The 23,273-nt window shown below is 35.7% G+C and carries 25 protein-coding genes; 18 read left to right on the top strand and 7 right to left on the bottom strand.

Annotated elements, in window-relative coordinates:
- Window positions 1-34: 34 nt before the first annotated feature.
- Together MKX67_RS09395 and MKX67_RS09400 are read right to left on the bottom strand one after the other, a co-directional pair.
- Window positions 35-235 carry a YlaI family protein gene (locus tag MKX67_RS09395; protein ID WP_095369663.1) on the bottom strand — a complete coding sequence of 67 codons (201 nt, stop codon included), beginning with the start codon at window positions 233-235 and terminating at the stop codon, window positions 35-37.
- A gap of 82 nt (window positions 236-317) precedes the next feature.
- Window positions 318-920, bottom strand: coding sequence for a YhcN/YlaJ family sporulation lipoprotein (locus MKX67_RS09400; protein ID WP_095369662.1), 603 nt, complete (start codon window positions 918-920; stop codon window positions 318-320).
- Between the two features lie 193 nt (window positions 921-1,113).
- Between MKX67_RS09400 and MKX67_RS09405 the strand changes: the two genes are divergently transcribed.
- Complete coding sequence (locus tag MKX67_RS09405; protein WP_180317036.1) at window positions 1,114-2,448, top strand: PhoH family protein; 1,335 nt, start codon at window positions 1,114-1,116, stop codon at window positions 2,446-2,448.
- A gap of 70 nt (window positions 2,449-2,518) precedes the next feature.
- Here MKX67_RS09405 and MKX67_RS09410 read toward each other — a convergent pair whose 3' ends face one another.
- Window positions 2,519-3,016 (bottom strand): hypothetical protein, encoded by a 498-nt coding sequence (locus tag MKX67_RS09410; RefSeq protein ID WP_095369660.1) that lies wholly within the window; start codon window positions 3,014-3,016, stop codon window positions 2,519-2,521.
- Between the two features lie 145 nt (window positions 3,017-3,161).
- Here MKX67_RS09410 and glsA point away from each other — a divergent pair, with 145 nt between their 5' ends.
- The 4 genes from glsA to pyc all read left to right on the top strand — a co-directional run bounded on the left by glsA (window position 3,162) and on the right by pyc (window position 9,531).
- Window positions 3,162-4,100, top strand: coding sequence for a glutaminase A (gene glsA / locus MKX67_RS09415; protein WP_095369659.1), 939 nt, complete (start codon window positions 3,162-3,164; stop codon window positions 4,098-4,100).
- 94 nt (window positions 4,101-4,194) lie between these two features.
- Window positions 4,195-4,476: a YlaN family protein gene (locus MKX67_RS09420; RefSeq protein WP_095369658.1), complete on the top strand. Its 282-nt coding sequence runs from the start codon at window positions 4,195-4,197 to the stop codon at window positions 4,474-4,476.
- 377 nt (window positions 4,477-4,853) lie between these two features.
- A complete protein-coding gene (locus tag MKX67_RS09425) occupies window positions 4,854-6,068 on the top strand; it encodes an FtsW/RodA/SpoVE family cell cycle protein (RefSeq protein WP_095369657.1) in 1,215 nt (404 codons plus the stop codon).
- A 19-nt stretch (window positions 6,069-6,087) separates the two neighbouring features.
- A complete protein-coding gene (gene pyc, locus MKX67_RS09430; RefSeq protein ID WP_307314628.1) occupies window positions 6,088-9,531 on the top strand; it encodes a pyruvate carboxylase in 3,444 nt (1,147 codons plus the stop codon).
- A 62-nt stretch (window positions 9,532-9,593) separates the two neighbouring features.
- Here pyc and MKX67_RS09435 read toward each other — a convergent pair whose 3' ends face one another.
- Complete coding sequence (locus MKX67_RS09435) at window positions 9,594-10,553, bottom strand: heme A synthase (protein WP_322909200.1); 960 nt, start codon at window positions 10,551-10,553, stop codon at window positions 9,594-9,596.
- Between the two features lie 1,056 nt (window positions 10,554-11,609).
- On the opposite strand from MKX67_RS09435, the gene coxB reads away from it, so the two are divergent.
- From coxB to MKX67_RS09470, 7 genes are all read left to right on the top strand, one after another.
- Window positions 11,610-12,668 carry a cytochrome c oxidase subunit II gene (gene coxB, locus MKX67_RS09440; RefSeq protein ID WP_095369654.1) on the top strand — a complete coding sequence of 353 codons (1,059 nt, stop codon included), beginning with the start codon at window positions 11,610-11,612 and terminating at the stop codon, window positions 12,666-12,668.
- A 34-nt stretch (window positions 12,669-12,702) separates the two neighbouring features.
- Window positions 12,703-14,568: a cytochrome c oxidase subunit I gene (gene ctaD / locus MKX67_RS09445; protein ID WP_322909201.1), complete on the top strand. Its 1,866-nt coding sequence runs from the start codon at window positions 12,703-12,705 to the stop codon at window positions 14,566-14,568.
- Window positions 14,568-15,197 carry a cytochrome (ubi)quinol oxidase subunit III gene (locus tag MKX67_RS09450; protein ID WP_095369652.1) on the top strand — a complete coding sequence of 210 codons (630 nt, stop codon included), beginning with the start codon at window positions 14,568-14,570 and terminating at the stop codon, window positions 15,195-15,197. The genes ctaD and MKX67_RS09450 overlap by 1 nt, the downstream gene beginning before the upstream one ends.
- A gap of 3 nt (window positions 15,198-15,200) precedes the next feature.
- Window positions 15,201-15,533 (top strand): cytochrome c oxidase subunit IVB, encoded by a 333-nt coding sequence (gene ctaF, locus MKX67_RS09455; protein ID WP_095369651.1) that lies wholly within the window; start codon window positions 15,201-15,203, stop codon window positions 15,531-15,533.
- Window positions 15,534-15,801: 268 nt separating this feature from the next.
- On the top strand, window positions 15,802-16,704 hold the full coding sequence (ctaG, locus tag MKX67_RS09460; protein ID WP_095369650.1) for a cytochrome c oxidase assembly factor CtaG: 903 nt from the start codon (window positions 15,802-15,804) through the stop codon (window positions 16,702-16,704).
- Window positions 16,705-16,888: 184 nt separating this feature from the next.
- The gene (locus tag MKX67_RS09465; protein ID WP_095369649.1) at window positions 16,889-17,356 is read left to right on the top strand and encodes a DUF420 domain-containing protein; all 468 of its coding nucleotides are present in this window, start codon (window positions 16,889-16,891) and stop codon (window positions 17,354-17,356) included.
- A 309-nt stretch (window positions 17,357-17,665) separates the two neighbouring features.
- On the top strand, window positions 17,666-17,995 hold the full coding sequence (locus MKX67_RS09470) for a hypothetical protein (RefSeq protein ID WP_095369648.1): 330 nt from the start codon (window positions 17,666-17,668) through the stop codon (window positions 17,993-17,995).
- Between the two features lie 26 nt (window positions 17,996-18,021).
- On the opposite strand, the gene MKX67_RS09475 is transcribed toward MKX67_RS09470, so the two are convergent.
- Window positions 18,022-18,381, bottom strand: a complete 360-nt coding sequence (locus MKX67_RS09475; RefSeq protein ID WP_095369647.1) for a YugN family protein — start codon at window positions 18,379-18,381, stop codon at window positions 18,022-18,024.
- A gap of 495 nt (window positions 18,382-18,876) precedes the next feature.
- Here MKX67_RS09475 and MKX67_RS09480 point away from each other — a divergent pair, with 495 nt between their 5' ends.
- Window positions 18,877-19,959 carry a CAP domain-containing protein gene (locus tag MKX67_RS09480; protein WP_095369646.1) on the top strand — a complete coding sequence of 361 codons (1,083 nt, stop codon included), beginning with the start codon at window positions 18,877-18,879 and terminating at the stop codon, window positions 19,957-19,959.
- A 46-nt stretch (window positions 19,960-20,005) separates the two neighbouring features.
- Here the strand turns inward: MKX67_RS09480 and MKX67_RS09485 are convergent, their stop codons facing one another.
- Window positions 20,006-20,494, bottom strand: coding sequence for a PaaI family thioesterase (locus MKX67_RS09485; RefSeq protein ID WP_322909202.1), 489 nt, complete (start codon window positions 20,492-20,494; stop codon window positions 20,006-20,008).
- 202 nt (window positions 20,495-20,696) lie between these two features.
- Between MKX67_RS09485 and MKX67_RS09490 the strand changes: the two genes are divergently transcribed.
- The 5 genes from MKX67_RS09490 (at window position 20,697) to MKX67_RS09510 (ending at window position 22,783) form a co-directional block, all read left to right on the top strand.
- Window positions 20,697-21,101, top strand: a complete 405-nt coding sequence (locus MKX67_RS09490) for a YlbD family protein (RefSeq protein WP_095369644.1) — start codon at window positions 20,697-20,699, stop codon at window positions 21,099-21,101.
- A 16-nt stretch (window positions 21,102-21,117) separates the two neighbouring features.
- Window positions 21,118-21,357, top strand: coding sequence for a YlbE-like family protein (locus MKX67_RS09495; protein ID WP_191812444.1), 240 nt, complete (start codon window positions 21,118-21,120; stop codon window positions 21,355-21,357).
- An 89-nt stretch (window positions 21,358-21,446) separates the two neighbouring features.
- Complete coding sequence (locus tag MKX67_RS09500; protein WP_095369643.1) at window positions 21,447-21,878, top strand: hypothetical protein; 432 nt, start codon at window positions 21,447-21,449, stop codon at window positions 21,876-21,878.
- 65 nt (window positions 21,879-21,943) lie between these two features.
- The gene (locus tag MKX67_RS09505) at window positions 21,944-22,384 is read left to right on the top strand and encodes a YlbF family regulator (RefSeq protein ID WP_095369642.1); all 441 of its coding nucleotides are present in this window, start codon (window positions 21,944-21,946) and stop codon (window positions 22,382-22,384) included.
- Window positions 22,385-22,507: 123 nt separating this feature from the next.
- Window positions 22,508-22,783, top strand: coding sequence for a YlbG family protein (locus MKX67_RS09510; protein ID WP_095369641.1), 276 nt, complete (start codon window positions 22,508-22,510; stop codon window positions 22,781-22,783).
- A 50-nt stretch (window positions 22,784-22,833) separates the two neighbouring features.
- On the opposite strand, the gene MKX67_RS09515 is transcribed toward MKX67_RS09510, so the two are convergent.
- Window positions 22,834-23,223, bottom strand: coding sequence for a methylthioribose kinase (locus MKX67_RS09515; protein ID WP_095369640.1), 390 nt, complete (start codon window positions 23,221-23,223; stop codon window positions 22,834-22,836).
- Window positions 23,224-23,273 lie beyond the last annotated feature (50 nt).

Genomic DNA, 23,273 nt, shown 5'->3' on the forward strand with positions numbered 1-23,273 from the left:
CCCTCCGTTTCATCTCTAACGGAGGGATTTTAAATTACCATTCTTCTTCTTCTTGCTTACTTCTATACAATTTAAAGTTGCCTGTAGCTGCTCTTTCATTCGTCTTCGTAGTTATTCTGTCATTGCATTCAACACACATATATGTGTGAATAGGTCGGTTTCTTAACCGTTTTGCTTCATAAGATTCATTATCAATTGATTCAATTTTATCACAAATAACGCATTGTACTTTCATTTATATACATCCTTTTCTAATAAACAAGCATTTTCCTTATTATAAACTAGCTGTTTTTGAAATGAAAGGATGCTGTTGTGAATTACTTATGATAATTCGATTGTTCTTCTTGATGTTTATTTAATTTTTTTGATTCTGTTTCATTAAGCTGTTCTTTTGATTCTTCCGTTTCCTCTGATTTATTCGGTTCAATGATATCACCAGGTACTTCTGGCATCATTCGACCAGAAATATCAGCTAACTCATTTAAAATCCCTTTTATCGGATGGCCATTTTCCACATCCTCTTTTACTTCCTTAAGTCGGGCATATAAATCAGGATCGGCAATAATTACAGCGTTCGCACCGTAGGGGTCATGCTTTAAGCTTTCAGCAACTGCATATTTTATTGAGCCAACCTCAGACCGCTCAACATCTTCATCAATATCAATACCTACGATGCAATAGTCACCTAATACGACAGCAGTTGCATCGTTCACACGACGATTATCAGAAGCTAATGTGGCTAAGTGCTTAGAAGTCTCTTGTCCAGTCAATACTTCTTGTTCAGATATGGTACTATTTTTTACATTAACTGTATGAGGTGTACCTTTCTCATTTTGTGAAGATTGTGCGTTATTTTGTGCACCACACCCCGTTAAGTTGAGTACGATAAATAATGATAGTAGAACGTGAAAGTACTTCATTATACTACCTCCATCAAGATTAAACTTTAATAAAAGTAAATGTTTACAACTAGTGTGCGAAAGTTCTTCTATCTTTATGCGATAAATCATATATTTTAGCAAAGTTAGATTTGTCCATGTTGATATTTGAAAATGTTGAAACTAACAAGCAATGAACTATTTATGCACTAATGTATTTCTAATGGCGGGAGGCATCGGGTTGAGTAAAATATACGTGTTAGATACAAATGTCTTATTGCAGGATCCAAATTCCATTTATTCTTTTGAGGATAATGAAGTCGTTATTCCAGCTGTTGTGTTAGAAGAGGTAGATTCGAAAAAAAGGTATATGGATGAAATTGGGAGGAATGCAAGGCAAGTATCAAGAATGATTGACAGTATGAGGCAGTCCGGGAAATTGCATGAGCAAATCCTTCTTGAAAATGGAGGAAGCTTACGCATTGAACTAAACCATCGTTCTTTTCATCAGCTCCAAGAAATTTTTGTTGAAAAAACGAATGATAATCGGATTTTGGCTGTCGCTAAGAACCTCTCATTAGAAGAAGAGACAAAAGAAGGTGGTAGACCAGTTATTCTTGTGAGTAAAGATGCGCTTGTAAGAGTAAAGGCAGATGCTATTGGTTTACTAAGCGAAGATTTTTTAAGCGATCGTGTGATTGAAAATGAACATATATATACAGGTTTTCTTGAAGTATATCTCCATTTAGATATGGTGAATGAATTTTACAGTCAAGGAGAATTATCACTAAATAAAGTAGGGAACCATTCATTCTATCCTAATCAATTTGTCATTCTAAAAGATGCGCTTGGTTCATCAGCTTCTGCACTTGGCATTGTTGATCAAACGAAAGGGAAGTTGAAAAAACTTATTTTTGATTATGATCATATTTGGGGAATTAAACCAAGAAATGTACAACAAACGATGGCATTAGAACTGCTTTTACGCAGGGACTTGCCTCTTGTGACTTTAATTGGTAAAGCAGGAACTGGAAAGACGTTACTTGCGCTAGCTGCAGGCCTAATGCAGACTGAGGATTTAGGAGATTTCAAAAAGTTACTTGTCGCTAGACCAATTGTCCCGGTTGGTAAAGATTTAGGGTTCTTGCCAGGAGAAAAAGAAGAGAAATTACGGCCATGGATGCAACCGATTCATGATAATCTTGAATACTTATTTAATGTTAAGAAGCCGGGGGAATTAGATGCCATTTTGGCAGGAATGGGTTCAATTGAGGTTGAGGCTCTTTCTTATATAAGAGGGAGAAGTATACCTGACCAGTTTATTATTATTGACGAGGCACAAAATTTAACAAAGCATGAAGTAAAAACGATTTTAACAAGAGTTGGCGAGGGTAGTAAGATTGTCTTAATGGGGGATCCTGAACAAATTGACCATCCATATTTAGATGCCTATAATAATGGTCTTACTTACGTTGTCGAAAAGTTTAAAGATCAGAAGATTGCCGGCCATTCCAAATTGATTAAAGGGGAAAGGTCAGGGCTAGCTCAACTCGCTGCTGATATCTTATAAGGAAACTCTTAAATAACTCTATATAAAAAAGACTGAACGAGCATAGTTGCTCTCGATTCAGTCTTTTTTTTTATATAATATGGAAATCTTGTACATTTTTAATTGGCTGAAGGCGATTGCTTCCATCTTTATAATAAATATGCACTGGACCATCTTCTTTCAAAGGTTTACCCTTTAAAGAAAAGGCGAGAATAAGGCTTTCTGCCTCTGTCATAGGGATACTGACTGTTTCATTCTCACAATGTACTTCTATTGTCCTCGATCCACTATTTGGCTCAGCATTTGTAAGAAAAGGCAAGAAGGGAATCCCAAAAGTACCGGTTAAGACACGAACTTTTTCAAATTTCTTCTCCGTTTTAAGTGTTGGTGGGTAAACTGCACCTTCCATTATTTCACGATCCCAATGTTTAGAGGCTGCTTTCGTATATTCCTCCTTTTCATTCGGTAATTCTTCTTGATTCTCAAAATATGTATCAAGGTCAATTTTTCGATCATCAAAAATCCATACACTTGGATCGAGTGTAATTGTATATTTGACGTTGCCTGTAATATGGATGATATCCTTCATTTGTCATACCCCCTGCTTGTGTCACTAATATCTAATGTTCCTTATAAAGTATAACGCTTTTAACTGCAAATGTCATTTCAACTCGAATGGAATGTTACTAAATGTATTAAACTATAAGGAAATATTGAAGGAGAGTAGGGGTGTTATGGGTTGTCAGACTGATCAAGAATTGTTAGGAATAATTGAACGAGTAAAACCGCTTGTTGCTAAAGGTAAAGTAGCAGATTATATCCCGGCTTTGAAGGCTGCTGATCAGTCAAATGTTTCAGCAGCTGTCTTTCATATTACTCGAGGCAGTGATGTTTGTGTTTCAGCTGGAGATATTGAACAAAAGTTCACATTACAAAGTATTTCAAAAGTGCTTGTTCTAGCACTAGCATTAATTGATCAAGGATACACAAATGTGTTTCAAAAAGTAGGTATGGAACCAACTGGGGATCCTTATAATTCAATGATTAAGCTTGAGACGAGCTCACACTCTAAACCTCTGAACCCAATGATCAATGCAGGAGCATTGGCGGTTACAAGCATGGTAAATGGTAATTCTCCCGATGAGAAATGGCGCCGTATTCTCCACTTTGTCCAGTGCTTATTAGGTGGTAAAGCCATCGGTTACAATAAAGAGGTAGCAGATTCGGAATATAAGACAACGGACTTAAATCGTTCATTATGTTATTTTATGAAACAACATGGAGTGATTGATGGAGATGTAGATGAGTTAATTGATATTTATACGAAACAATGCGCGATTGAAATGAATTGTTTAGATTTGTCAAGAATTGCAGCTGTATTTGCCAATAATGGTCGTGATCCGCAAACAGGAAACATATTAATTGAGGAGGAAGTTGCAAGAATATGCAAAACATTCATGGTAACTTGTGGTATGTATAATGCTTCAGGTGAGTTTGCAATTAAAGTGGGAATTCCTGCGAAAAGTGGTGTATCGGGTGGTATAATGGCAGTTGTGCCAGGGAAGTTAGGTATAGGCATTTTCTCTCCTGCCCTAGATGAGAGAGGGAATAGTATTGCCGGTGCAGAAATTTTGAAGATTATGGCAGAGGAATATCATTTTAGTATTTTTTAATCAGCGGATATCCCCTGATTATCCTTGCTTTTTTTTTCACTTAAGTTTAAAATTTATAGATAGGATAATCGCTCGGAAACGGGGGGATTGAAAGTTGGCTTCTGAAATGGTTATTGATCATAAAGAAAGAGCTAATGCTCTATTACAAGCAGATGCTGAAAAAATATTAAAATTAATCAAAGTCCAAATGGATAATTTGACTATGCCTCAATGTCCATTATACGAAGAAGTACTTGATACGCAGATGTTTGGCTTATCTCGTGAAATTGATTTTGCTGTGAGACTTGGATTAATTGCTGATAAAGATGGAAAAGAAATTCTTGATAAACTTGAGAGAGAATTATCCATTCTACATGAAGCATCGGTAAAAAAATAAAACATATTAAAAACTCAAGCTAAAGATATTAGCTTGAGTTTTTTTATTTATTAGAACTTGGTTAAGGGGAGAGAAGAGAAGAGTAGAGAAAAAATAAGAAGAAATAATATGTTATGCTGCTTTAAAATTAATAGTCAATATTATGCTAATCTATACAATTGATTCTATGAATTAAGCATATATAGTAGACAAATAAATAATTATGATGTATAAATATATTAATTAGTATGTCACATTAAATGAAATAATACAGAACAATGATGTAATCATTTAACGAGTTACGTTTTAATTACATTCCTTTTTATCTTTATTTTGGCAGGAAAATCAATGCTATAGTAGAATAAATATACTACTTAAGAGAATAAAGGAAGAGGCATATGTTTAAAAAAATTCTGAAATCTTATGATTATTCATTGATCGTTGTATTAGGTCTACTATGTATTTTTGGACTGGTTATGGTCTATAGTTCAAGCATGGTGACTGCTGTCCAACATAATGGAGTTGCTAGTGACTACTTTTATGATAAACAAAGAACACATTTAATTCTCGGTACGATTGCGTTTATTGTTGCTGCTCTATTCCCATATAAAGCATATAAAAGTAACAAGTTTCTCATTCCAATCGTCTTCTTTTCATTTTTTGGATTGTTACTTGTATCGATTATCGGGAACGCGGTTAATAACGCACAAAGCTGGATTGATTTAGGTACCCGTTCTATTCAACCATCGGAGTTTGTAAAGGTTATTGTTATTGTTTATTTGTCTGCCGTTTATGCAAAGAAACAATCGTATATTAATGAATTTAATAAGGGCGTTGTACCACCGCTTGTTTATTTGATTCTCGTTTGTGGCCTGATTGCGATGGAACCAGATTATGGAACGGCAGGAATTATCTTTTTAATTGGTCTAGCGATTATTTTATCTTCTGGTATGAATATGAAAAACCTATTAAAGTTAGCTGGTATTGGTGCTATTTTTTTAGTTCCAATGATGCTTATTTTAAGAGATAAAATCTTTACAGATACTAGGCTAGCAAGATTCGATTTCCTCCATCCGTTTGAAGCTGAAGGGGGATATCAATTGTCCAACGCATTTATCGCCCTTGGTAATGGTGGATTAAGTGGTTTAGGATTAGGACAAAGTATTCAAAAAATGGGCTACTTACCAGAAGCTCATACAGATTTTATTATGGCTGTTATCGTTGAAGAACTGGGTGTTTTTGGTGTGATGTTTGTGCTTTTTGCTTTAGGTTTTATCGTACTGAAAGGCATATTTGTCGCACTCAAGTGTAAAGATGCATTTGGAAGTTTATTGGCTATAGGTGTTTCTAGTATGATTGGCATTCAAGCATTTATTAACCTTGGCGGTATATCAGGAGTCATTCCTTTAACTGGGGTACCTTTACCATTTATAAGCTATGGTGGATCATCTTTATTAGTACTTATGGTTTCAATGGGCATTTTAGTGAATGTATCAATGTTTGTAAACTATGAAAAGAAATATAAAGATAAAGAAGAACAAGATGTAACGACTGACAAACCAGTAAATACAACAGCAAGTATGGGTGGTCGTTTTACATATAATAGACGATAAAAATATACGGGGTGTTATTATGGGTCAAAAGATTAGTAAGGTATTAGTCGCCAATCGAGGAGAAATTGCCATTCGCGTTTTTCGTGCCTGTACGGAATTAAATATCCGTACAGTTGCGATCTATTCAAAGGAAGACTCAGGGTCGTATCATAGATACAAAGCAGATGAAGCATACCTTGTTGGTGAAGGTAAGAAGCCGATTGATGCTTACCTCGATATCGAGGGTATCCTTAAAATCGCAAAAGATAGCGGAGTTGATGCGATTCATCCTGGTTATGGCTTTTTATCAGAAAATATTCAGTTTGCTAGAAGATGCGAAGAAGAAGGTATTAAGTTTATTGGGCCTGAATCTAAACATTTGAATATGTTTGGAGATAAAGTAAAGGCGCGGTCACAAGCTCAAAGTGCGAATATTCCAGTTATTCCTGGTTCTGATGGTCCGGTGCAAGCTGTTGAGGAAGTAGAACAATTCGGAAGAGATTACGGCTACCCAATTATTATTAAAGCCTCACTTGGTGGTGGCGGTCGTGGAATGAGGATAGTTAACAGTGGCGAGGAAGTGAGAGAAGCATATAATCGCGCGAAATCTGAAGCAAAAGCGGCATTCGGAAATGATGAAGTGTATGTCGAGAAATTCGTACAAAATCCGAAACATATAGAAGTGCAAATTATTGGGGACCAACATGGCAATATTATTCACCTGTTTGAACGGGATTGTTCTGTACAAAGACGTCACCAAAAAGTTGTCGAAGTCGCACCATGTGTATCGTTAGATGAGGAATTAAGAGGACGTATTTGCGAGGCAGCCGTACAATTAATGAAGAACGTCGATTATATTAATGCAGGAACAGTTGAGTTCCTTGTTTCAGGAGAAGAGTTTTATTTCATTGAAGTAAATCCTCGTGTCCAAGTTGAACATACAATCACTGAAATGATAACTGGTATTGATATCGTTCAAACACAAATTTTAGTTGCTGAAGGATATGAATTACACAGTCAAAAAATTGGTATACCTGATCAAGCAGATATCAAAACAATGGGATATGCGATTCAATCTCGTGTAACGACAGAAGATCCTTTGAACAATTTTATGCCTGATACAGGAAGACTAATGGCTTATCGTAGTGGTGGAGGGTTTGGTGTTCGTCAAGATGCAGGTAATGCTTACCAAGGTGCAGTAATCACACCCCATTATGATTCTTTATTGGTGAAACTTTCAACTCATGCAATTACCTTTGAACAAGCTGCATCAAAAATGGTTAGAAATTTACAAGAATTTAGAATCAGAGGGATAAAAACCAATATTCCGTTTTTAGAGAATGTTGTTAAACATAAAAACTTTTTGACAGGTGAATATGATACATCATTTATTGATCGTACTCCGGAACTGTTTATTTTCCCAAAAAGAAAAGACCGGGGAACAAAAATGCTTTCATACATCGGTAATGTAACTGTTAATGGTTTCCCTGGAATCGAAAAGCAGAAGAAGCCAGCATTTGATCAACCAAGAATGCCTAAAATTATTTTACCTAATGAGTATCAGTCTGGTACAAAGCAAGTACTTGAAGAACGTGGTGCAGAAGGGCTTGTGTCATGGATTAAGGAACAAAAGAATGTTCTATTAACAGATACGACGTTTAGAGATGCTCATCAATCCTTACTAGCGACAAGAGTCCGAACGAAGGATTTACAAAATATTGCTGAACCGACGGCCAAACTACTTCCGCAAATGTTTTCTTCAGAGATGTGGGGCGGTGCGACTTTTGATGTGGCTTATCGCTTTTTGAAAGAAGATCCTTGGGAAAGATTATTAACATTACGTCAGAAGATGCCAAATATTCTCTTACAAATGTTGTTAAGAGCATCTAATGCCGTTGGTTATAAAAACTATGCGGACAATGTTATTCAAGAGTTTGTAGAAAAGTCAGCACATGCAGGTATCGATGTCTTCCGAATTTTCGATAGTTTAAACTGGGTAAAAGGTATGGAGGTAGCAATAGATGCTGTTAGACAGACAGGCAAAATCGCTGAGGCAGCCATTTGTTATACAGGTGATATTTCTGATAAAACAAGAAAGAAATATGATCTAGCGTATTATAAAGAGTTGGCAAAAGAACTCGAGAATCAAGGTGCCCATATTTTAGGGATTAAGGATATGGCTGGATTATTGAAGCCGCAATCAGCTTTTGAGCTCATCTCAGAATTGAAAGAAACTGTAGATATTCCTATTCATTTGCATACGCATGATACTAGTGGCAATGGAATTTTCACTTATGCAAAAGCAATCGAGGCGGGCGTTGATATTGTTGATGTTGCCTTAAGTACAATGGCTGGATTAACATCACAACCTAGTGCAAATACATTATATTATGCGTTAGAAGGGTCAGAAAGACAACCTGAGATGAGTGTGGATGCATTAGAACAGCTTTCTTATTATTGGGAAGATGTACGTAAATATTATCAAGAATTTGAAAGTGGTATGAAAGCACCTCATACGGAAATTTATCAACATGAAATGCCTGGAGGGCAATATAGTAACCTACAACAACAGGCAAAAGCAGTTGGTCTAGGAGAGAAATGGGATGATGTAAAAGGGATGTATTCCCGCGTCAATCAAATGTTTGGTGATATTGTCAAAGTTACACCATCATCAAAAGTTGTAGGAGATATGGCTCTATACATGGTACAAAATCAATTAGATGAAGAAGCGGTCATTCAAAAAGGTGCTTCACTAGACTTCCCTGATTCTGTTGTCGAGCTGTTTGAAGGTTATTTAGGGCAACCGTATCAAGGATTCCCTAAAGATCTACAAAAGGCGATATTGAAAAATAGAGAAGCCATCACTGTTAGACCTGGTGAGCTGCTAGAACATGTTGATTTTGATGAAATAAAAGCGATTTTATATAAAGATTTAGGTAGAGAAGTGACAAGCTTTGATGCAATTGCCTATGCACTTTACCCTAAGGTGTTCATGGACTACCACAAAACATATACGCAATTTGGTGATGTTTCTGTTCTTGATACACCTACATTCTTATACGGTATGAACTTAGGTGAAGAAATTGAAGTGGAAATTGAAAAAGGAAAAACGCTTATTGTTAAATTAGTGTCAATTGGTCAAGCGCGGGCAGATGGAACGAGAGTGATTTATTTCGAACTAAATGGACAACCTCGTGAAGTGGTGATAAAAGATGAAAGTATTAAATCTTCCGTTGCAACGAAAGTAAAGGCAGATCCTCACAATGAAACACATATTGCTGCGACAATGCCTGGAACAGTTATTAAGGCAGTAGTAAACAAAGGTGACGTCGTTAATCAAGGTGACCACTTGATGATTACTGAGGCGATGAAAATGGAAACAACTGTACAAGCTCCATTTACTGGTACGGTAAAAGAAATTTATGCAGCTGATGGTGAATCGATTGCTACTGGTGATCTTTTAATTGAATTAGCGCGATCATAATAAAAAACTTTTCCTCTTAAATAGAGGAAAAGTTTTTTTGCTTACTTTAATCAAAAGAAAATTTATGATAATGGAACGTTTTTGTCTTTTTTATTGTCCGTTTTCTTTGATTGAGTCAATTCATTTGCTTTGCTTCGTGTTGTGAGAAGGATAAAGTAGCTTAACACCCCAAACAAGCAAGAAATAAAAAATGCATGGGCGAGCGCAATGTATAAGTTTAATTGGGTAATTACAACTAGTGCACCAGCGATGACTTGCAAACTGACTAAAATAAACGAGATAATCCAGCCGATATAAATAACTGGCTGATGCTTATAATGTTTCAGTGCCAGTATCATGATATAGGTAATCCAAATAAATATGATACCAGCTGCTGCACGATGTCCCATCTGAATCCATTCATACATATTTAGGGGAAGACCGATGGCGTCATTCCTACAGAATGGCCAATCGATACAAACGAGACTAGCATTTACATGTCGTACGAGCGCACCTGTATAAACAACGATATAACTGTAGAGTGTAACCCCGATAATGTGGCGCTTCATTCGTTGATCGAGAACAAGTTTTTCTGCTTGGAACTTCTTATCCACTTCGAAAATTAACAAAGTAAGTAATAGAACAGCGGCAAATGATATTAATGAAATACCGAAATGGAGTGCCATCACAAAATCAGATTGTCCCCACATGACTGCAGCTGCACCGATGAGTGCTTGCAATACTAGAAAGATGACAGATGAAATGGCTAGAAATTTAGTTTCTCTTACATGACCAATCTTTTTCCATGACCAAATGGCTAAAATTAGAACCATAAATCCGACAGAACCTGAAACAAGTCTATGCGCGAGCTCAATAATTAATTCGGGTGAAATATTGCTTGGGATAAATTCACCGTGACATAATGGCCATGATGCCCCGCAGCCGTCTCCCGAATCTGTCTTTGTAACTAATGCCCCGCCTAATAGAATGAGTAGCATGCCTATTGTTGTTAGGACAGCGAACCATTTTAATGATCGTTGCAAATCTTTCACCTTCTTCTGAATGTATAGGTATGTATGAGCGCTATGGCTATAAGAATATAGGTTTACGCGGCGCGTGATTATACTTATAAATACCATTTAAATGCTGATATTAGTCATATTGTATAACCAAAAAATTGTGTTCATTATGTTTATTTACTTCATTTTATTCGGATAAGTTATGATTGAAGTAAATGTGAAAAAAATACGTCTATGTATACTCACTTTTTTGATACTACAGGATTCATCAAAATATTACAATACTTATAAAAATTCTTCCGTATTCATCCTTATTTCCCTTGAAAACATAAGTTTTGTCTGCTAGAAATATAGTTGTCATGTAAATATTTCTAAAAAGCATAAGTTGTGTTATTACCTTAATTTATCATTTAATGAAAAAATTATTAACTTAATTATCTCAGAAAAGTGATGAATATATAATGGAAAACAAACTTCTGACACAAATTAGTCATAATTAATTCTAGAAAATTTCACAAAATAACTAAAAAATGTGATTTAATATACAGTGAATGCATCACACTTGTTTTGTGTGGAATTGTAAATGATTTGGAATTAATTATTTTTACTGCTTTGGTGAATTTAATGACAAATATGGTAATGTAAACTAATTTGCTTTATAGTGGAGTTAGTGCTTAACTTTTAATCTGTCATTAAATGCTTTCCAGTATCACATACTAAAAGGGAAATAGGATGAAAACGTAAAATTAGCTTGAAATCTGTCTGAGATTTTTTTAATAATCTGGATATTATGTTTACTCATAAATACATAGCAAACACAATGAGATTACTTACATATTTAAAAAAGTGAACATAATAGTAAGGAAGACAAGCTTTTTAAGAAAGTTGTTTTCTAAGATAGGAATACCTTTTCCAAAGTTTGTAACAATATGATTAGAAGTATGTGTTGGGCTTTACTTAATTTTACTGGTGGGTAGCTCATTTTTCATTTGTTGGGAGATTCTCTCTTGTTGAGAGATTTATCCATATTAAGTTTTAGCACTCAAAGAAATTTTCACGAAAGAGGGGTATGAATAAGCTATGAAAAGGCTTGCAAAAGGGCGTCTGCTATTTATGTTAGCTGTAACGACGTTATTTCTAGCCGGCTGTGGTGAGCCATTTATATCGGCACTACAACCAGCGGGTGAAGTTGCGCAAACACAATATGACCTTATGCTATTGAGTACATTCATTATGGTTGGTGTCATTATTGTCGTGACAGTCATTTTCCTTATCGTACTGTTTAAGTTTCGTCGTAAAGACGATAAGATTCCTAAACAAGTTGAAGGAAGTCACAAATTAGAGATTATCTGGACTGTTATACCAATTTTATTACTTCTAGTTTTAGCTGTACCGACTGTTGCAGCTACGTTTGACTTAGCTGATGTTTCTCCTATGGAAGATAAGAATGAAGAGGGGAAAACGGATGTAACGGTGGTAAATGTTAAAGCGAATCTTTATTGGTGGGAGTTCGAATATCCGAATCAAGGTATTGTAACTAGCCAGGAGCTAGTAGTTCCTACTGACGAAAAAGTATATTTCAATCTACTATCAACAGATGTGAAACATTCATTCTGGATTCCAGCTGCTGGTGGTAAGCTTGATACCAATACTGAAAATACGAATAAGTTTTGGTTAGAATTTGATAGTAAAAAAGCTGATGAAGTAGGTAATATTTTTTATGGGAAATGTGCTGAGCTTTGCGGACCATCACATGCATTAATGGACTTTAAAGTAAAAGCTATTTCAAAAGATGATTTTGATGCTTGGGCTGAAGACTTGGCTTCTATGGAAGAAGCAGCTCAACCTGAAACTGCGTCTGCAGAACAAGGGCAAGAAATCTTTAATCAAAGCTGTATTGGGTGTCATGCAGTTACACCTACAGGAGCAAATGCTGTTGGTCCTAACTTGACAACTTTTGGTGACCGTACGCATATAGCTGGATACTTAGAGCATACAGAAGAGAATCTGAAAGCTTGGATAAAAGATCCAGAAGAATTTAAGCCTGGAAATAAAATGACAGGTCAGTATGGTGACCTTTCAGATGAAGAAATCGATGCATTAACAGATTACTTAATGGGCCTTAAAGTTGAGGATTGATAAGGCGATTTGCGTTTAAGAAGGAGGTAAAATTGTGAGTACCTATGCTCAGAAAAAAGGTGTTGGCGCCGTTTTATGGGATTACTTAACAACTGTTGACCATAAAAAAATCGCCATCCTTTATCTAATTGCTGGTGGATTTTTCTTCCTAGTCGGTGGACTAGAGGCAATGTTTATCCGTATCCAGCTAGCCGTACCAGGCAATGATTTTGTAAGTGCTGGAGTATACAATGAAATACTCACTATGCACGGTACAACAATGATTTTCTTGGCAGCGATGCCGTTGATATTCGCATTTATGAATGCGGTTATGCCACTACAAATTGGGGCACGTGATGTTGCATTCCCTTTCCTTAACTCTTTAGGGTTCTGGTTGTTTTTCTTTGGTGGTGTATTTCTAAACCTTTCATGGTTTTTAGGAGGAGCTCCTGATGCTGGTTGGACTTCTTATGCGTCCCTTTCACTTGCGTCAGAAGGTCACGGGATAGATTTTTACGTACTAGGATTACAAATCTCAGGTGCGGGTACATTAATAGGGGGAATTAACTTCCTTGTAACGATTATTAATATGCGTGCACCAGGAATGACTTATATGCGTATGCCATTATTTACATGGACAACGTTTGTAACGTCAGCATTAATACTATTTGCATTCCCTCCACTAACTGTGGCACTTTTCTTAATGCTTTTTGATCGTTTATTTGGAGGAAATTTCTTTAACCCAGATATGGGTGGTAACACAATTATTTGGGAGCATTTATTCTGGATCTTTGGACACCCAGAAGTTTATATCTTAGTATTACCAGCTTTTGGTATCTTTTCGGAAATCTTTGCGATTTTCTCAAGAAAAAGATTGTTTGGTTATTCATCAATGGTGTTCGCTACTGTGTTAATCGGGTTTTTAGGTTTCATGGTATGGGCTCACCATATGTTTACAACTGGATTAGGTCCGATCGCTAATGCCATTTTCTCTGTGGCGACAATGGCAATCGCTGTTCCGACGGGGATTAAAATATTTAACTGGCTCTTTACAATGTGGGGCGGTAGCATTAAATTTACAACCCCAATGTTGTATGCTATTGCGTTTATACCAACCTTTACAATGGGTGGAGTAACAGGTGTTATGCTTGCGTCAGCTGCACAGGATTATCAGTACCATGATAGTTACTTTGTTGTTGCTCACTTCCATTATGTTATCGTTGGTGGAGTTGTCTTCGCATTACTTGGCGGTTTACATCTATATTGGCCGAAGATGTTTGGCACAATGTTGAATGAAGCCCTTGGTAAAGTAACATTCTGGTTATTTTTAATTGGGTTCCATTTAACCTTCTTTATTCAACATTTCTTAGGTTTAATGGGGATGCCGCGTCGTATCTTTACGTTTAACGAAGGTCAAGGGTTTGAAACTGCGAACTTGGTAAGTACTGTTGGTGCCTTCTTTATGGCGGTAGCAACAATCGTATTATTAATTAATGTGGTTATGACCATTGCGAAGAATAAAAAAGTTGGTGGCGATCCATGGGGTGACGGACGTACACTTGAATGGGCAATACCATCACCACCACCGTTTTATAACTTTAAACAGCTTCCGCTTGTACGTGGGTTAGATGCTTACTGGATTGAGAAAATGGAAGGTAATAAAGAGATGACTCCTGCTGAGCCAATAGGTGACATCCATATGCCTAACAATTCATTTGTTCCATTTGTTATTTCAGTAGGATTGTTTATCGCGGCATTTGGTGCAATGTACCATAATGAACATTCATGGGGCATCCCAGTACTTATTATCGGCATGTTGGTTGTCTTTGGTTCTATGTTCTTTAGATCAGTGAAAGATGACCACGGATATCATATTCATAAAGAGGAATTAATGGATGATGATAAAGGGGGTAAGGCATAATGAAGGCAGATGAAAAATTCACATATGAAACATGGCCTGCAGCGCCTGAAAAGCAAACCCTCGACGGAAAGAATAAATTTTTAGGTTTCTGGCTATTTCTTGGTGGTGAAACTGTTTTATTTGCGACTTTATTTGCGACTTATTTAGCATTAAAGGATCGTGTACCAAACAGTGACCATTATTTAGCAAAAGACCTTTTTGAAATACCATTAGTGTTTGTTATGACAATGTTGTTATTAACAAGCTCATTAACAAGTGTTTATGCAATGTACCATATGAAGAATTTCAACTTCAAAAAAATGCAGTTATGGTTAGGCATTACCGTATTACTCGGTTTAGCTTTCCTTGGTTTAGAAGTTTATGAATTCAACCATTATGTACATGAATACCATCATACATTTACAAGTTCAGCATTTGGTACAGCTTTCTACACACTTGTAGGCTTCCATGGTGGTCACGTTGCATTTGGTCTTGCATGGATCATTACATTAATGGTACGTAATGCAAAACGTGGATTAGACCTTTATACAGCACCAAAGTTTTATGTTGCAAGTTTATACTGGCACTTTATTGATGTTGTATGGGTGTTTATCTTTACGGTTGTATATTTAATGGGAATGGTGGGATAACTGATGGCAAATGAAGAATTAAACTCAGGTAACCCAAAAGTTGACATTGAATATCGTCGCAGAAAAAGCGCAGAGGAAATGAGATATCAGGTTGTTTCATTTGCAATGATGATCTTTTTAACATTTGTGGCTTTCATTGCTGTTGGCTATGATATTTCCGGATGGTTTACCATTCCGTTTATCTTAGTACTAGCAATCGTTCAAGTAGGCTTCCAACTATATTATTTCATGCATATGAGCCATAAAGGACATGAAGCTCCTGCATTGTTCCTGTATTCAGGTGTCTTTGTAGCTTTCATTACTCTGCTGGCATTCATGACAATTATTTGGTGGTAAAATGAAAAACGGCTGATAAATTTCAGTCGTTTTTTTGTGGGTTAAAAATGGTTAAAATAGATTGCTAATTAATTCATGTAATAGATGAATAACAAAATTGAGCTACAATTCTTAAAAATTTATGACAGTTACAACAATCAAGGTAAGATGTTGACACCGATTCCATAAAGTGGGTTGCCACGGTCTTTAAGACAAGCGTATAATAGACATTGATATCAGAAACAATAATGATGGCCTGTAGTATTACATAAAATGAGGTGACGTAAGAATGCCACTTAGTATTTTTGGATTTAGAGCATTATGGAGTCCGTATTTTCTTCTAGCATTGGTCTTGTTGTTAATTTTGTATTTTTTAGTGACCGTTAAGTTTCGCCACCGTTTTGCAAATAGTGAACCATTACATAAGAAAGAAGCGCTATTCTTTTCCAGTGCAATCTTAGTCTTATATCTGATTAAGGGATCTCCGCTTGATCTAATGGGACATTTGATGTTTTATGCACATATGATTCAAATGGGTGTACTCTATTTAGTTGTGCCAATCTTGTTTATTTACGGAATTCCTAAATGGATGTGGCGTTCCTTTATTGCCTTACCAATCATAAAACCATTGTTTCGCTTTTTTACAAAACCATTAATTGCTTTAATCTTTTTTAATGGCTTATTTTCTTTTTACCATATCCCATTGATTTTTGATGTAATTAAAGTAGATATGACTTTGCATACAGTTTATACAATCATCTTATTTCTCTTTGCTATATGTATGTGGTGGCCACTTATCACGCCGTTACCTGAGCAGCAAAGAATAAGTGGGCTAAAAAAAGTCGGTTATATTTTTGCAGATGGTATTCTATTAACACCGGCTTGTGCACTGATCATATTTGCAGACGCACCGATGTATGCAACGTATTCTGATCCACATGCATGGGGACAAGCATTAGCTCTCTGTGTTCCCACAGGAACCCTCGCAGGATTAAATTTAAGTGGACCAGAAATGTTTAATAGTATGTCTCTACTGCATGATCAGCAGTTAGGCGGCGTTATTATGAAAATTATACAGGAAATTGTTTATGGCTATGTTTTGGCGCTTGTATTTTTTGAATGGTATCGCAAAGAACAGTCAGAGGAGAAAGAAGCTGAAAATCAGCTCATGAACCCAAGAACAGTGGAATAAATCTCGAGCCTACCTAGCTACTAAGGTAGGCTCCATTTTTGAACAATTAAAGAACTTTTACGAAAACCATTCAATCATGATTGAAAAAGAAGGAATACTTTTATAAAATGAGCATAGCTTCTTCATGTAATTATATGAAGAATAAAGTACATATAGGAAGTTTGATAAGAGAAAGGAAGTTACTATGGAGCATTCATTGCCTGTCTTACCAACAATCAGTACAACCTTTATCGTGTTAAGTGCCATTATGGTGGCAATTGGTTGGGTTCAAATTAGTAAGAGAAAAATTGACGCACATAAAAAATCGATGACATTAGCTGGCATTTTTGCCATCATATTCTTTATTATTTATGCTAGTCGAACAATCTTTATCGGAAATACATCATTTGGTGGCCCTGATGATATAAAAATTTATTATACCCTTTTTCTTGTCTTTCATATTACATTGGCCACATCAGGAGCGGTACTTGGAATCATTAACTTGTATACGGGATATAAGAATAAGTTAAAGCTTCATAGAAAGATCGGTCCCTTTACAAGTATTATTTGGTTTGCTACTGCCATTACGGGGGTAGCCGTTTATTTACTACTATATGTTTTTTATCATGGCGGAGAAACAACATCATTAATCAAAGCGATATTCGGATTCTAAAAAGTCCAAAGTCATGTAAGTCCGAGCTTATTCGAGTGCTAGTATCATTCGAATAGGTTCGGACTTTTTTTGCTTGCTTGTATTTCCATGTCAATACTTGACACAGTAATACATAAAACTGTAAATGAAGAAAGAATAAATGAGAATAAAGTAAGTAAGACCATCAAATAGTAAGAAACAAGAAGTTTTTAGGTTACTGTCTAAAGAGTACTTTTTGTAAACATAGCAGAACAAAATGAGATCAAACTGCATTAACTATAATATCCTTTACTTAATAAGGTTGAATTCAGAAATGAATGGATGATGCAATTGGAAAAGCGAGATGTGGAAAAACAAAAAGTACGCAAATTTATCATTTCATCCATTGTAGAATCCAATATACGCTATCTTCAAATGGATGGTGCAGAGGAAAAGGTAAGGTTAATTAGAAGAAGTAGTGAAGATATTATTACGCGATTAGATGATCAGGTGATAATTGAAGTAAGATTAAGTATTAGACCTTATAAAGAAGTATTAACAGATTTGATGATTTTACAAAAACAAATTATTGAAGATATTCGATTATTGACTGGACTTCGCGTTGGTAAGGTGGTTTTGAAAATAGAGCATTGCTCTATCGACTCGATAGAAAAAACGTGAAGATTTGTTCTTCACGTTTTTTTTGCTTACTTAAGTATTTGTTCTAAATCATTATTAATGTCTGTTAGGATCTTTTCAGATTGCTTAACAAGTGATTGTGGAAAGTGTTCGCCATCCCCATATTCTACTCCATGAGGATAATAATGTTTGCCTAATAAAGGAGTAAGTAATTGAATCGTCGCCTTTCTAGCGCCAACGTCCCCTTCGACTGCATGTCCAAATACACGAAGATAGTAGATTCCTTCTTTTAATTCAAATTTTCGATCGTATGTAACTCTTTCATAATCCCACTGTCCTGCACGTACTAACTGATAAGAATCCATTAGGTCATCTAGTCGCTTTAGTTCAACTTGCTTGTTTTCTAAACCCGTATTTTCAAGCTTCATAATAATCAATCCCTCCTGAAAAAAACAATTGGTAAACAGAACCAATATTGAATCATCTCAAATTTAATAATAGTTGAAAAATGGACAAGTTGCAATCTTTTTCAAATGGATCATTATATTCACCTAACACTAGTATTCCCAACATCCTTCATATATGTATAATGAAAAAATTAGTGAAAAGAATGATACATATAGAGGTTAATGATATAAAGTTCATTTCCATGTATAATAAGATGTATAAACCTTTAAATCGAGATTTTTAAACAATTTAAATTAGCTTCTTTATTGAAGCGTACCTTATAGTTGTTGTAAAGGTTTTCTTAATTCATAAACAACTTGCTATTATCCATTTCTATGTGATGATATACTATATTTAAACATATGTTATAAAAAATACTTTTTCGTGTATTGGAAAGATTGGGAGTTATGTGATTCTTAACGATACTCATGTTTATGACATGGATATAATAGAAGTGTCCGGGTTTAAAAGAAGTCATGGGAGGTGCAAGTTCTCTGAAGAGTGTATTACGCGTATTTGTACTGATATTGGCTCTTACCGTTATATGGTTATACTTAGATTTTAGTAGTGAAGATCAACTGCTGTTGAGTGATGAGGGTACAGAAGTTGCTCAAGATGAGACGATAGGTAATCAACAGGATGAAGAGTCAATGGTTGCTGAGATGCCTGAAGAAGGGTTGCTTACTTTAATGGGGTCAAAAGCTTCGGATATAAAGAAAGAGTTTGGTGAACCGGAACGGATTGATCCTACACTTCAAGGCTATGAATGGTGGATTTATCCGAATGGCAACCATGAATATATACAAGTCGGTATATGGGAAGGGAAAGTTATTTCCATATATGCCACAGGTGAAGAAGTGGATGTTACCCCTTTTAAAATAGGACAACCATCAGGAGAAATTTATTCTTCGTTATATGCAGAAACAAATATAGAAATTGAATTCGAAGGTAGTGTTTATCGCTTTGAGTTATCAGAAGCGGACATGAATATGAGACCAATTATTAGAATTGGCGATTATTATGCATTACTTTATTTAGATAAATTTACAGGTACGCTTTCTAGTGTACGTTTTCTAAATGATGAGTCTTTCGTGATGTTAAGGCCTTATGAATTAGTTTATAGGGGCGAGTTATTTGTCGTAAATGATATAGAAGAAGAGGAAGAAGCCGCTATCAATCGAGGAATGGAGCAGCAGATTATTGATATTACAAACGTAATGAGAGAAAGATATAATGTGAATGAGCTTAGCTTAGATGAGCAGACCCAAGAAGTAGCATATAACCACAGTGTGGATATGTATGAAAGTGAAGCCTTTTCGCATACGTCGGATGAATATGGTGAACTGTCAGATCGCCTAAAAGCGGGCGAGGTTGCTTATCTATCTGCTGGTGAAAATATCGCTGCTAATTATGTAGATGCACCTTCAGTAATGGAGGGATGGTTAAATAGTAGTGCGCATCGTGAAACTTTATTGAACGAACAATTTACTCACATTGGTGTAGGTGTTCATAAGAAGCACTTTACACAAAACTTTATTGAAAAATGGGAACAAGAATAAAGACGTGGCATACTCATTGTATGATGAGTGCACGTCTTTTTTTTGTTCACTTTCCGATAACAAAAAAGTTAGAGGAAGCAGTTGCAACCTTCTTACCGTCGTCTCTTTCAACGACTGCAGAGAGGACCATCATACGACTTCCTTTATGAGTGATTGTTGCATGACAAGTAAGGTTGTTGCCTTTAATTGTAGCTAAATAATGAATGTTTAATTGTGTAGTCACTGCCACCTTATCTAACGGAGCTGCTTCATTGCTTAGAGTACCCATTGCAGTATCAATGAGTGTAGCAATCATACCTCCGTGAACAATACCAAGCGGATTATAAAGTAGAGGTGTAATAGGGATGGAAATTGTAACAGCATCATCTTCTAACTGTTCTTCTACATTCATAAATGCTTCAATATATGAACGATTAGCCCCATTTTGCTCTCTTTCTAAACTATCCACAATACTATCGATTAACGCTAAATCTTTGTCATTAGTCTCGGCAATAATTTGTGAAAACTTTTGAAGTAAGAAATCTTTCTTTGTCATAATTTGTGAAACTCCTTGTTATATCATTAACTTTAAGCATAAACCGTTTTCATCCTCATTCCAATAAAATGAAGTTTTGTATATGTGCTTATCTTTATCGTAACAGAAACCTAACCAATAGAAATATAGAAATTTATCACTATTATGGAGGTGCACTCATACAATAAAGTAGGCATTTGTAACGAAAACGAGGTGAATAATAGTGGCACAGAAACAATTGCACCCAACTGTGGAACGGTTTAAGTCTTATGTGAAAAAGAATCCATCAGTACTAAAAGAAGTGAGGTCCGGCAAAAAGTCGATGCAGCAATTGTATGAAGAATGGTACCTATTGGAAGATGATGAGCAAGATGTGCGTGATCAGAAGAGTGATTCTTCCGAAACCACTACTGAAAACAAACAAGATTGGATCAATCAAGTGATGGGAACTGTAAAAAACATGGATGTTAATCAAGTACAAGGTTATATTACAAATATGAGCCAGGCTCTCGGAGCAATTCAAGGGGTGTTATCACAATTTCAAGGAGGAGCTACATCCTCTAAAAGCTCTACTAAATCAAATTCAATTGCTCAAAAGCCAAATCCATTTGCATTTAAAAAAGATTAAAAGAAGGTGAAAATCTTTGCGTAAAGATATAAGAGAGTATATTCAACAAAATGAAGAATTAAAAAAGTTCGTTAGAGAACAGCCACAGTGGTATCGAACGTTATCGCGAAACCCAACAGAAATACAGAAATTAGAAGTAGCGTCTTTACATTATCATAAAAAAACAATTCCTCATCATGTAGAAAAGTTTTCTAATGGGGTTCAGATGGCATCTATGATGATGAGCATGTTTCAAGCAATGAACAGTCAATCATAAATGGTCTTCTTCGCTTAGGAAGAAGGCTATTTTTTATGAGTAATTATTATGTAAAAGCAAATAATACATAATAAAAAGGGTTGATGAGCTTGCAGAAAATATATCAATACTTCTCGCTTTGTATTTTATTCATCTTATTAGTAGCTTGCACCAAAGATATTCCAGAGCCAGAAACAAATAGCATACTAGCTCCTGTTAAGGGGCTTGAAATTAGAGAATCTATTCCGGTAACAACGGCCATGGCAAAAGGGCCACAAGATTTCTTCGTCAAGCATTTAGTGGAAGGTAACGATGTATTTATTGAATGTATTGTTGATGGGATAACATTTAGAGAAGATCGACAAGGGGTGAAGGGAAAGTTTATTGTTTATGTTGATGGGGAGAAAACAGAAGAAATCAACCGCGCAGCTTTCAAAATAAAAGGGTTGTCACAAGGGAAACATCATATCAAACTAGAAGTAGTGAGTAGTGATCCCGCGCTTTACTTTTTGACAAAAGAATTTATCGTACAAGTGGAATAATTCTTCTCAGTACTTTAGATTTTAGGTATTCCATGATATGATGAAAAGTGGAGGTGAGCTTCCAGATGCTTGCTACTTTAGAAAGATTAGAGATATTGGACGTAGCCGATGAGATTGTCACGATGATTGTCAAGTCTGAGGAAGCTACTCAATACAAGCAATGCCTCAAGGAGATGCAATCAAATCCTGAAACTCAGGAAAAGATTCGTCAATTTGTTGAAATGAAAGATCTTTATGAGGATGTACAACGATTTGGTAAGTATCATCCTGATTATAAAAGAGTTACGATGTCTATACGTCAGTTAAAGAGAGAAATGGATATGGATCCGTATGTTGCAGCGTATAGGCAATCGGAAACAGAGTTACAGAGTTTGCTTGACGAAATTAGCGTCATTATAAGTCACTCTGTGTCTCAACATATTAAAGTCCCAACAGGTAACCCATTTTTTGATAATGCTTGTTCGGGTGGTTGTGGATCAGGCGGAGCATGTAGCTGTTCTGCTTAACAGTGCGGTCATGACCGCACTGTTTTTTTAAAAAGATAGAGAATGAAAAAATCAATCACATTGTAAAAATAATGAAATATATGCTAGACTAATAACAATCATTTGAACAAAAGGGGAAGTATTATGCTTGGAGAGAGGCAAGGTTTAATTGTTTGGCTTTATTCATTAAAGCAAGCGAAAATGTTACGTCGCTTTGGGAACGTTCATTTTGTATCGAAACGGTTAAAGTACGTAGTTGTTTATTGTAACATGGAGGATATCGACGCTTTAACTGAAAAGATTAGTTCATATTCGTTTGTTAAAAAAGTTGAACCTTCATACAAACCTTTTTTAAAAACTGAATTTGAAAACGCAAAACCAGATAAAGCAAAAGAGTATGATTATAAGATGGGCATTTAACAACTTAAACAAACCTAGGCACATATAGTAAATATAGTGCCTAGGTTTGTTTAAGTTAGTGCAGGTAAATAGTGATTTAACCTGAAAATAGCGATTAAATGTTGAAAATATAAGTCTTTCTCAGAGAAAAGTGTCGAAGGTTTCACATTGAATTGGATGAGTTCTTTATTTAACTCTTTCGCTGTATCCGCAAATAATTGAAAGCGTTTATTAGGTTTGATTGTATGATTTGGCACGCCTTCTCTGCATATATATATAGGTTGGAATTTACCTTCAGCAGGTGGGTTTAATATCACGATAAGTGAACTCATCGCCTTGTCATTTATGGTTGTATGTAAAACCATCATATGTTTAAGGCGGTCATCATTCCTTTTCGCTATCTCTATCAATTCATAAATGTCAGAAAACCCTTCTCCGAGTTCAATAAATCTTTGAATCATATTTGTTCTCCTTTTATGTTTAATCAACACTTCCCTACTTTATCATTTTT

Origin of the sequence: Cytobacillus sp. FSL W7-1323, assembly GCF_038595015.1 — a bacterium.
Classification (GTDB): Bacteria; Bacillota; Bacilli; order Bacillales; family Cytobacillaceae; genus Cytobacillus; species Cytobacillus kochii.

What these genes read in the sequence shown, in the direction of transcription:
- MKX67_RS09395 (WP_095369663.1), bottom strand. Translation starts at nt 235, where the DNA reads ATGAAAGTACAATGCGTTATTTGTGATAAAATTGAATCAATTGATAAT.
- MKX67_RS09400 (WP_095369662.1), bottom strand. Translation starts at nt 920, where the DNA reads ATGAAGTACTTTCACGTTCTACTATCATTATTTATCGTACTCAACTTA.
- MKX67_RS09410 (WP_095369660.1), bottom strand. Translation starts at nt 3,016, where the DNA reads ATGAAGGATATCATCCATATTACAGGCAACGTCAAATATACAATTACA.
- glsA (WP_095369659.1), top strand. Translation starts at nt 3,162, where the DNA reads ATGGGTTGTCAGACTGATCAAGAATTGTTAGGAATAATTGAACGAGTA.
- MKX67_RS09425 (WP_095369657.1), top strand. Translation starts at nt 4,854, where the DNA reads ATGTTTAAAAAAATTCTGAAATCTTATGATTATTCATTGATCGTTGTA.
- pyc (WP_307314628.1), top strand. Translation starts at nt 6,088, where the DNA reads ATGGGTCAAAAGATTAGTAAGGTATTAGTCGCCAATCGAGGAGAAATT.
- coxB (WP_095369654.1), top strand. Translation starts at nt 11,610, where the DNA reads ATGAAAAGGCTTGCAAAAGGGCGTCTGCTATTTATGTTAGCTGTAACG.
- MKX67_RS09450 (WP_095369652.1), top strand. Translation starts at nt 14,568, where the DNA reads ATGAAGGCAGATGAAAAATTCACATATGAAACATGGCCTGCAGCGCCT.
- ctaF (WP_095369651.1), top strand. Translation starts at nt 15,201, where the DNA reads ATGGCAAATGAAGAATTAAACTCAGGTAACCCAAAAGTTGACATTGAA.
- ctaG (WP_095369650.1), top strand. Translation starts at nt 15,802, where the DNA reads ATGCCACTTAGTATTTTTGGATTTAGAGCATTATGGAGTCCGTATTTT.
- MKX67_RS09465 (WP_095369649.1), top strand. Translation starts at nt 16,889, where the DNA reads ATGGAGCATTCATTGCCTGTCTTACCAACAATCAGTACAACCTTTATC.
- MKX67_RS09475 (WP_095369647.1), bottom strand. Translation starts at nt 18,381, where the DNA reads ATGAAGCTTGAAAATACGGGTTTAGAAAACAAGCAAGTTGAACTAAAG.
- MKX67_RS09480 (WP_095369646.1), top strand. Translation starts at nt 18,877, where the DNA reads ATGGGAGGTGCAAGTTCTCTGAAGAGTGTATTACGCGTATTTGTACTG.
- MKX67_RS09485 (WP_322909202.1), bottom strand. Translation starts at nt 20,494, where the DNA reads ATGACAAAGAAAGATTTCTTACTTCAAAAGTTTTCACAAATTATTGCC.
- MKX67_RS09505 (WP_095369642.1), top strand. Translation starts at nt 21,944, where the DNA reads ATGCTTGCTACTTTAGAAAGATTAGAGATATTGGACGTAGCCGATGAG.
- MKX67_RS09510 (WP_095369641.1), top strand. Translation starts at nt 22,508, where the DNA reads ATGCTTGGAGAGAGGCAAGGTTTAATTGTTTGGCTTTATTCATTAAAG.
- MKX67_RS09515 (WP_095369640.1), bottom strand. Translation starts at nt 23,223, where the DNA reads ATGATTCAAAGATTTATTGAACTCGGAGAAGGGTTTTCTGACATTTAT.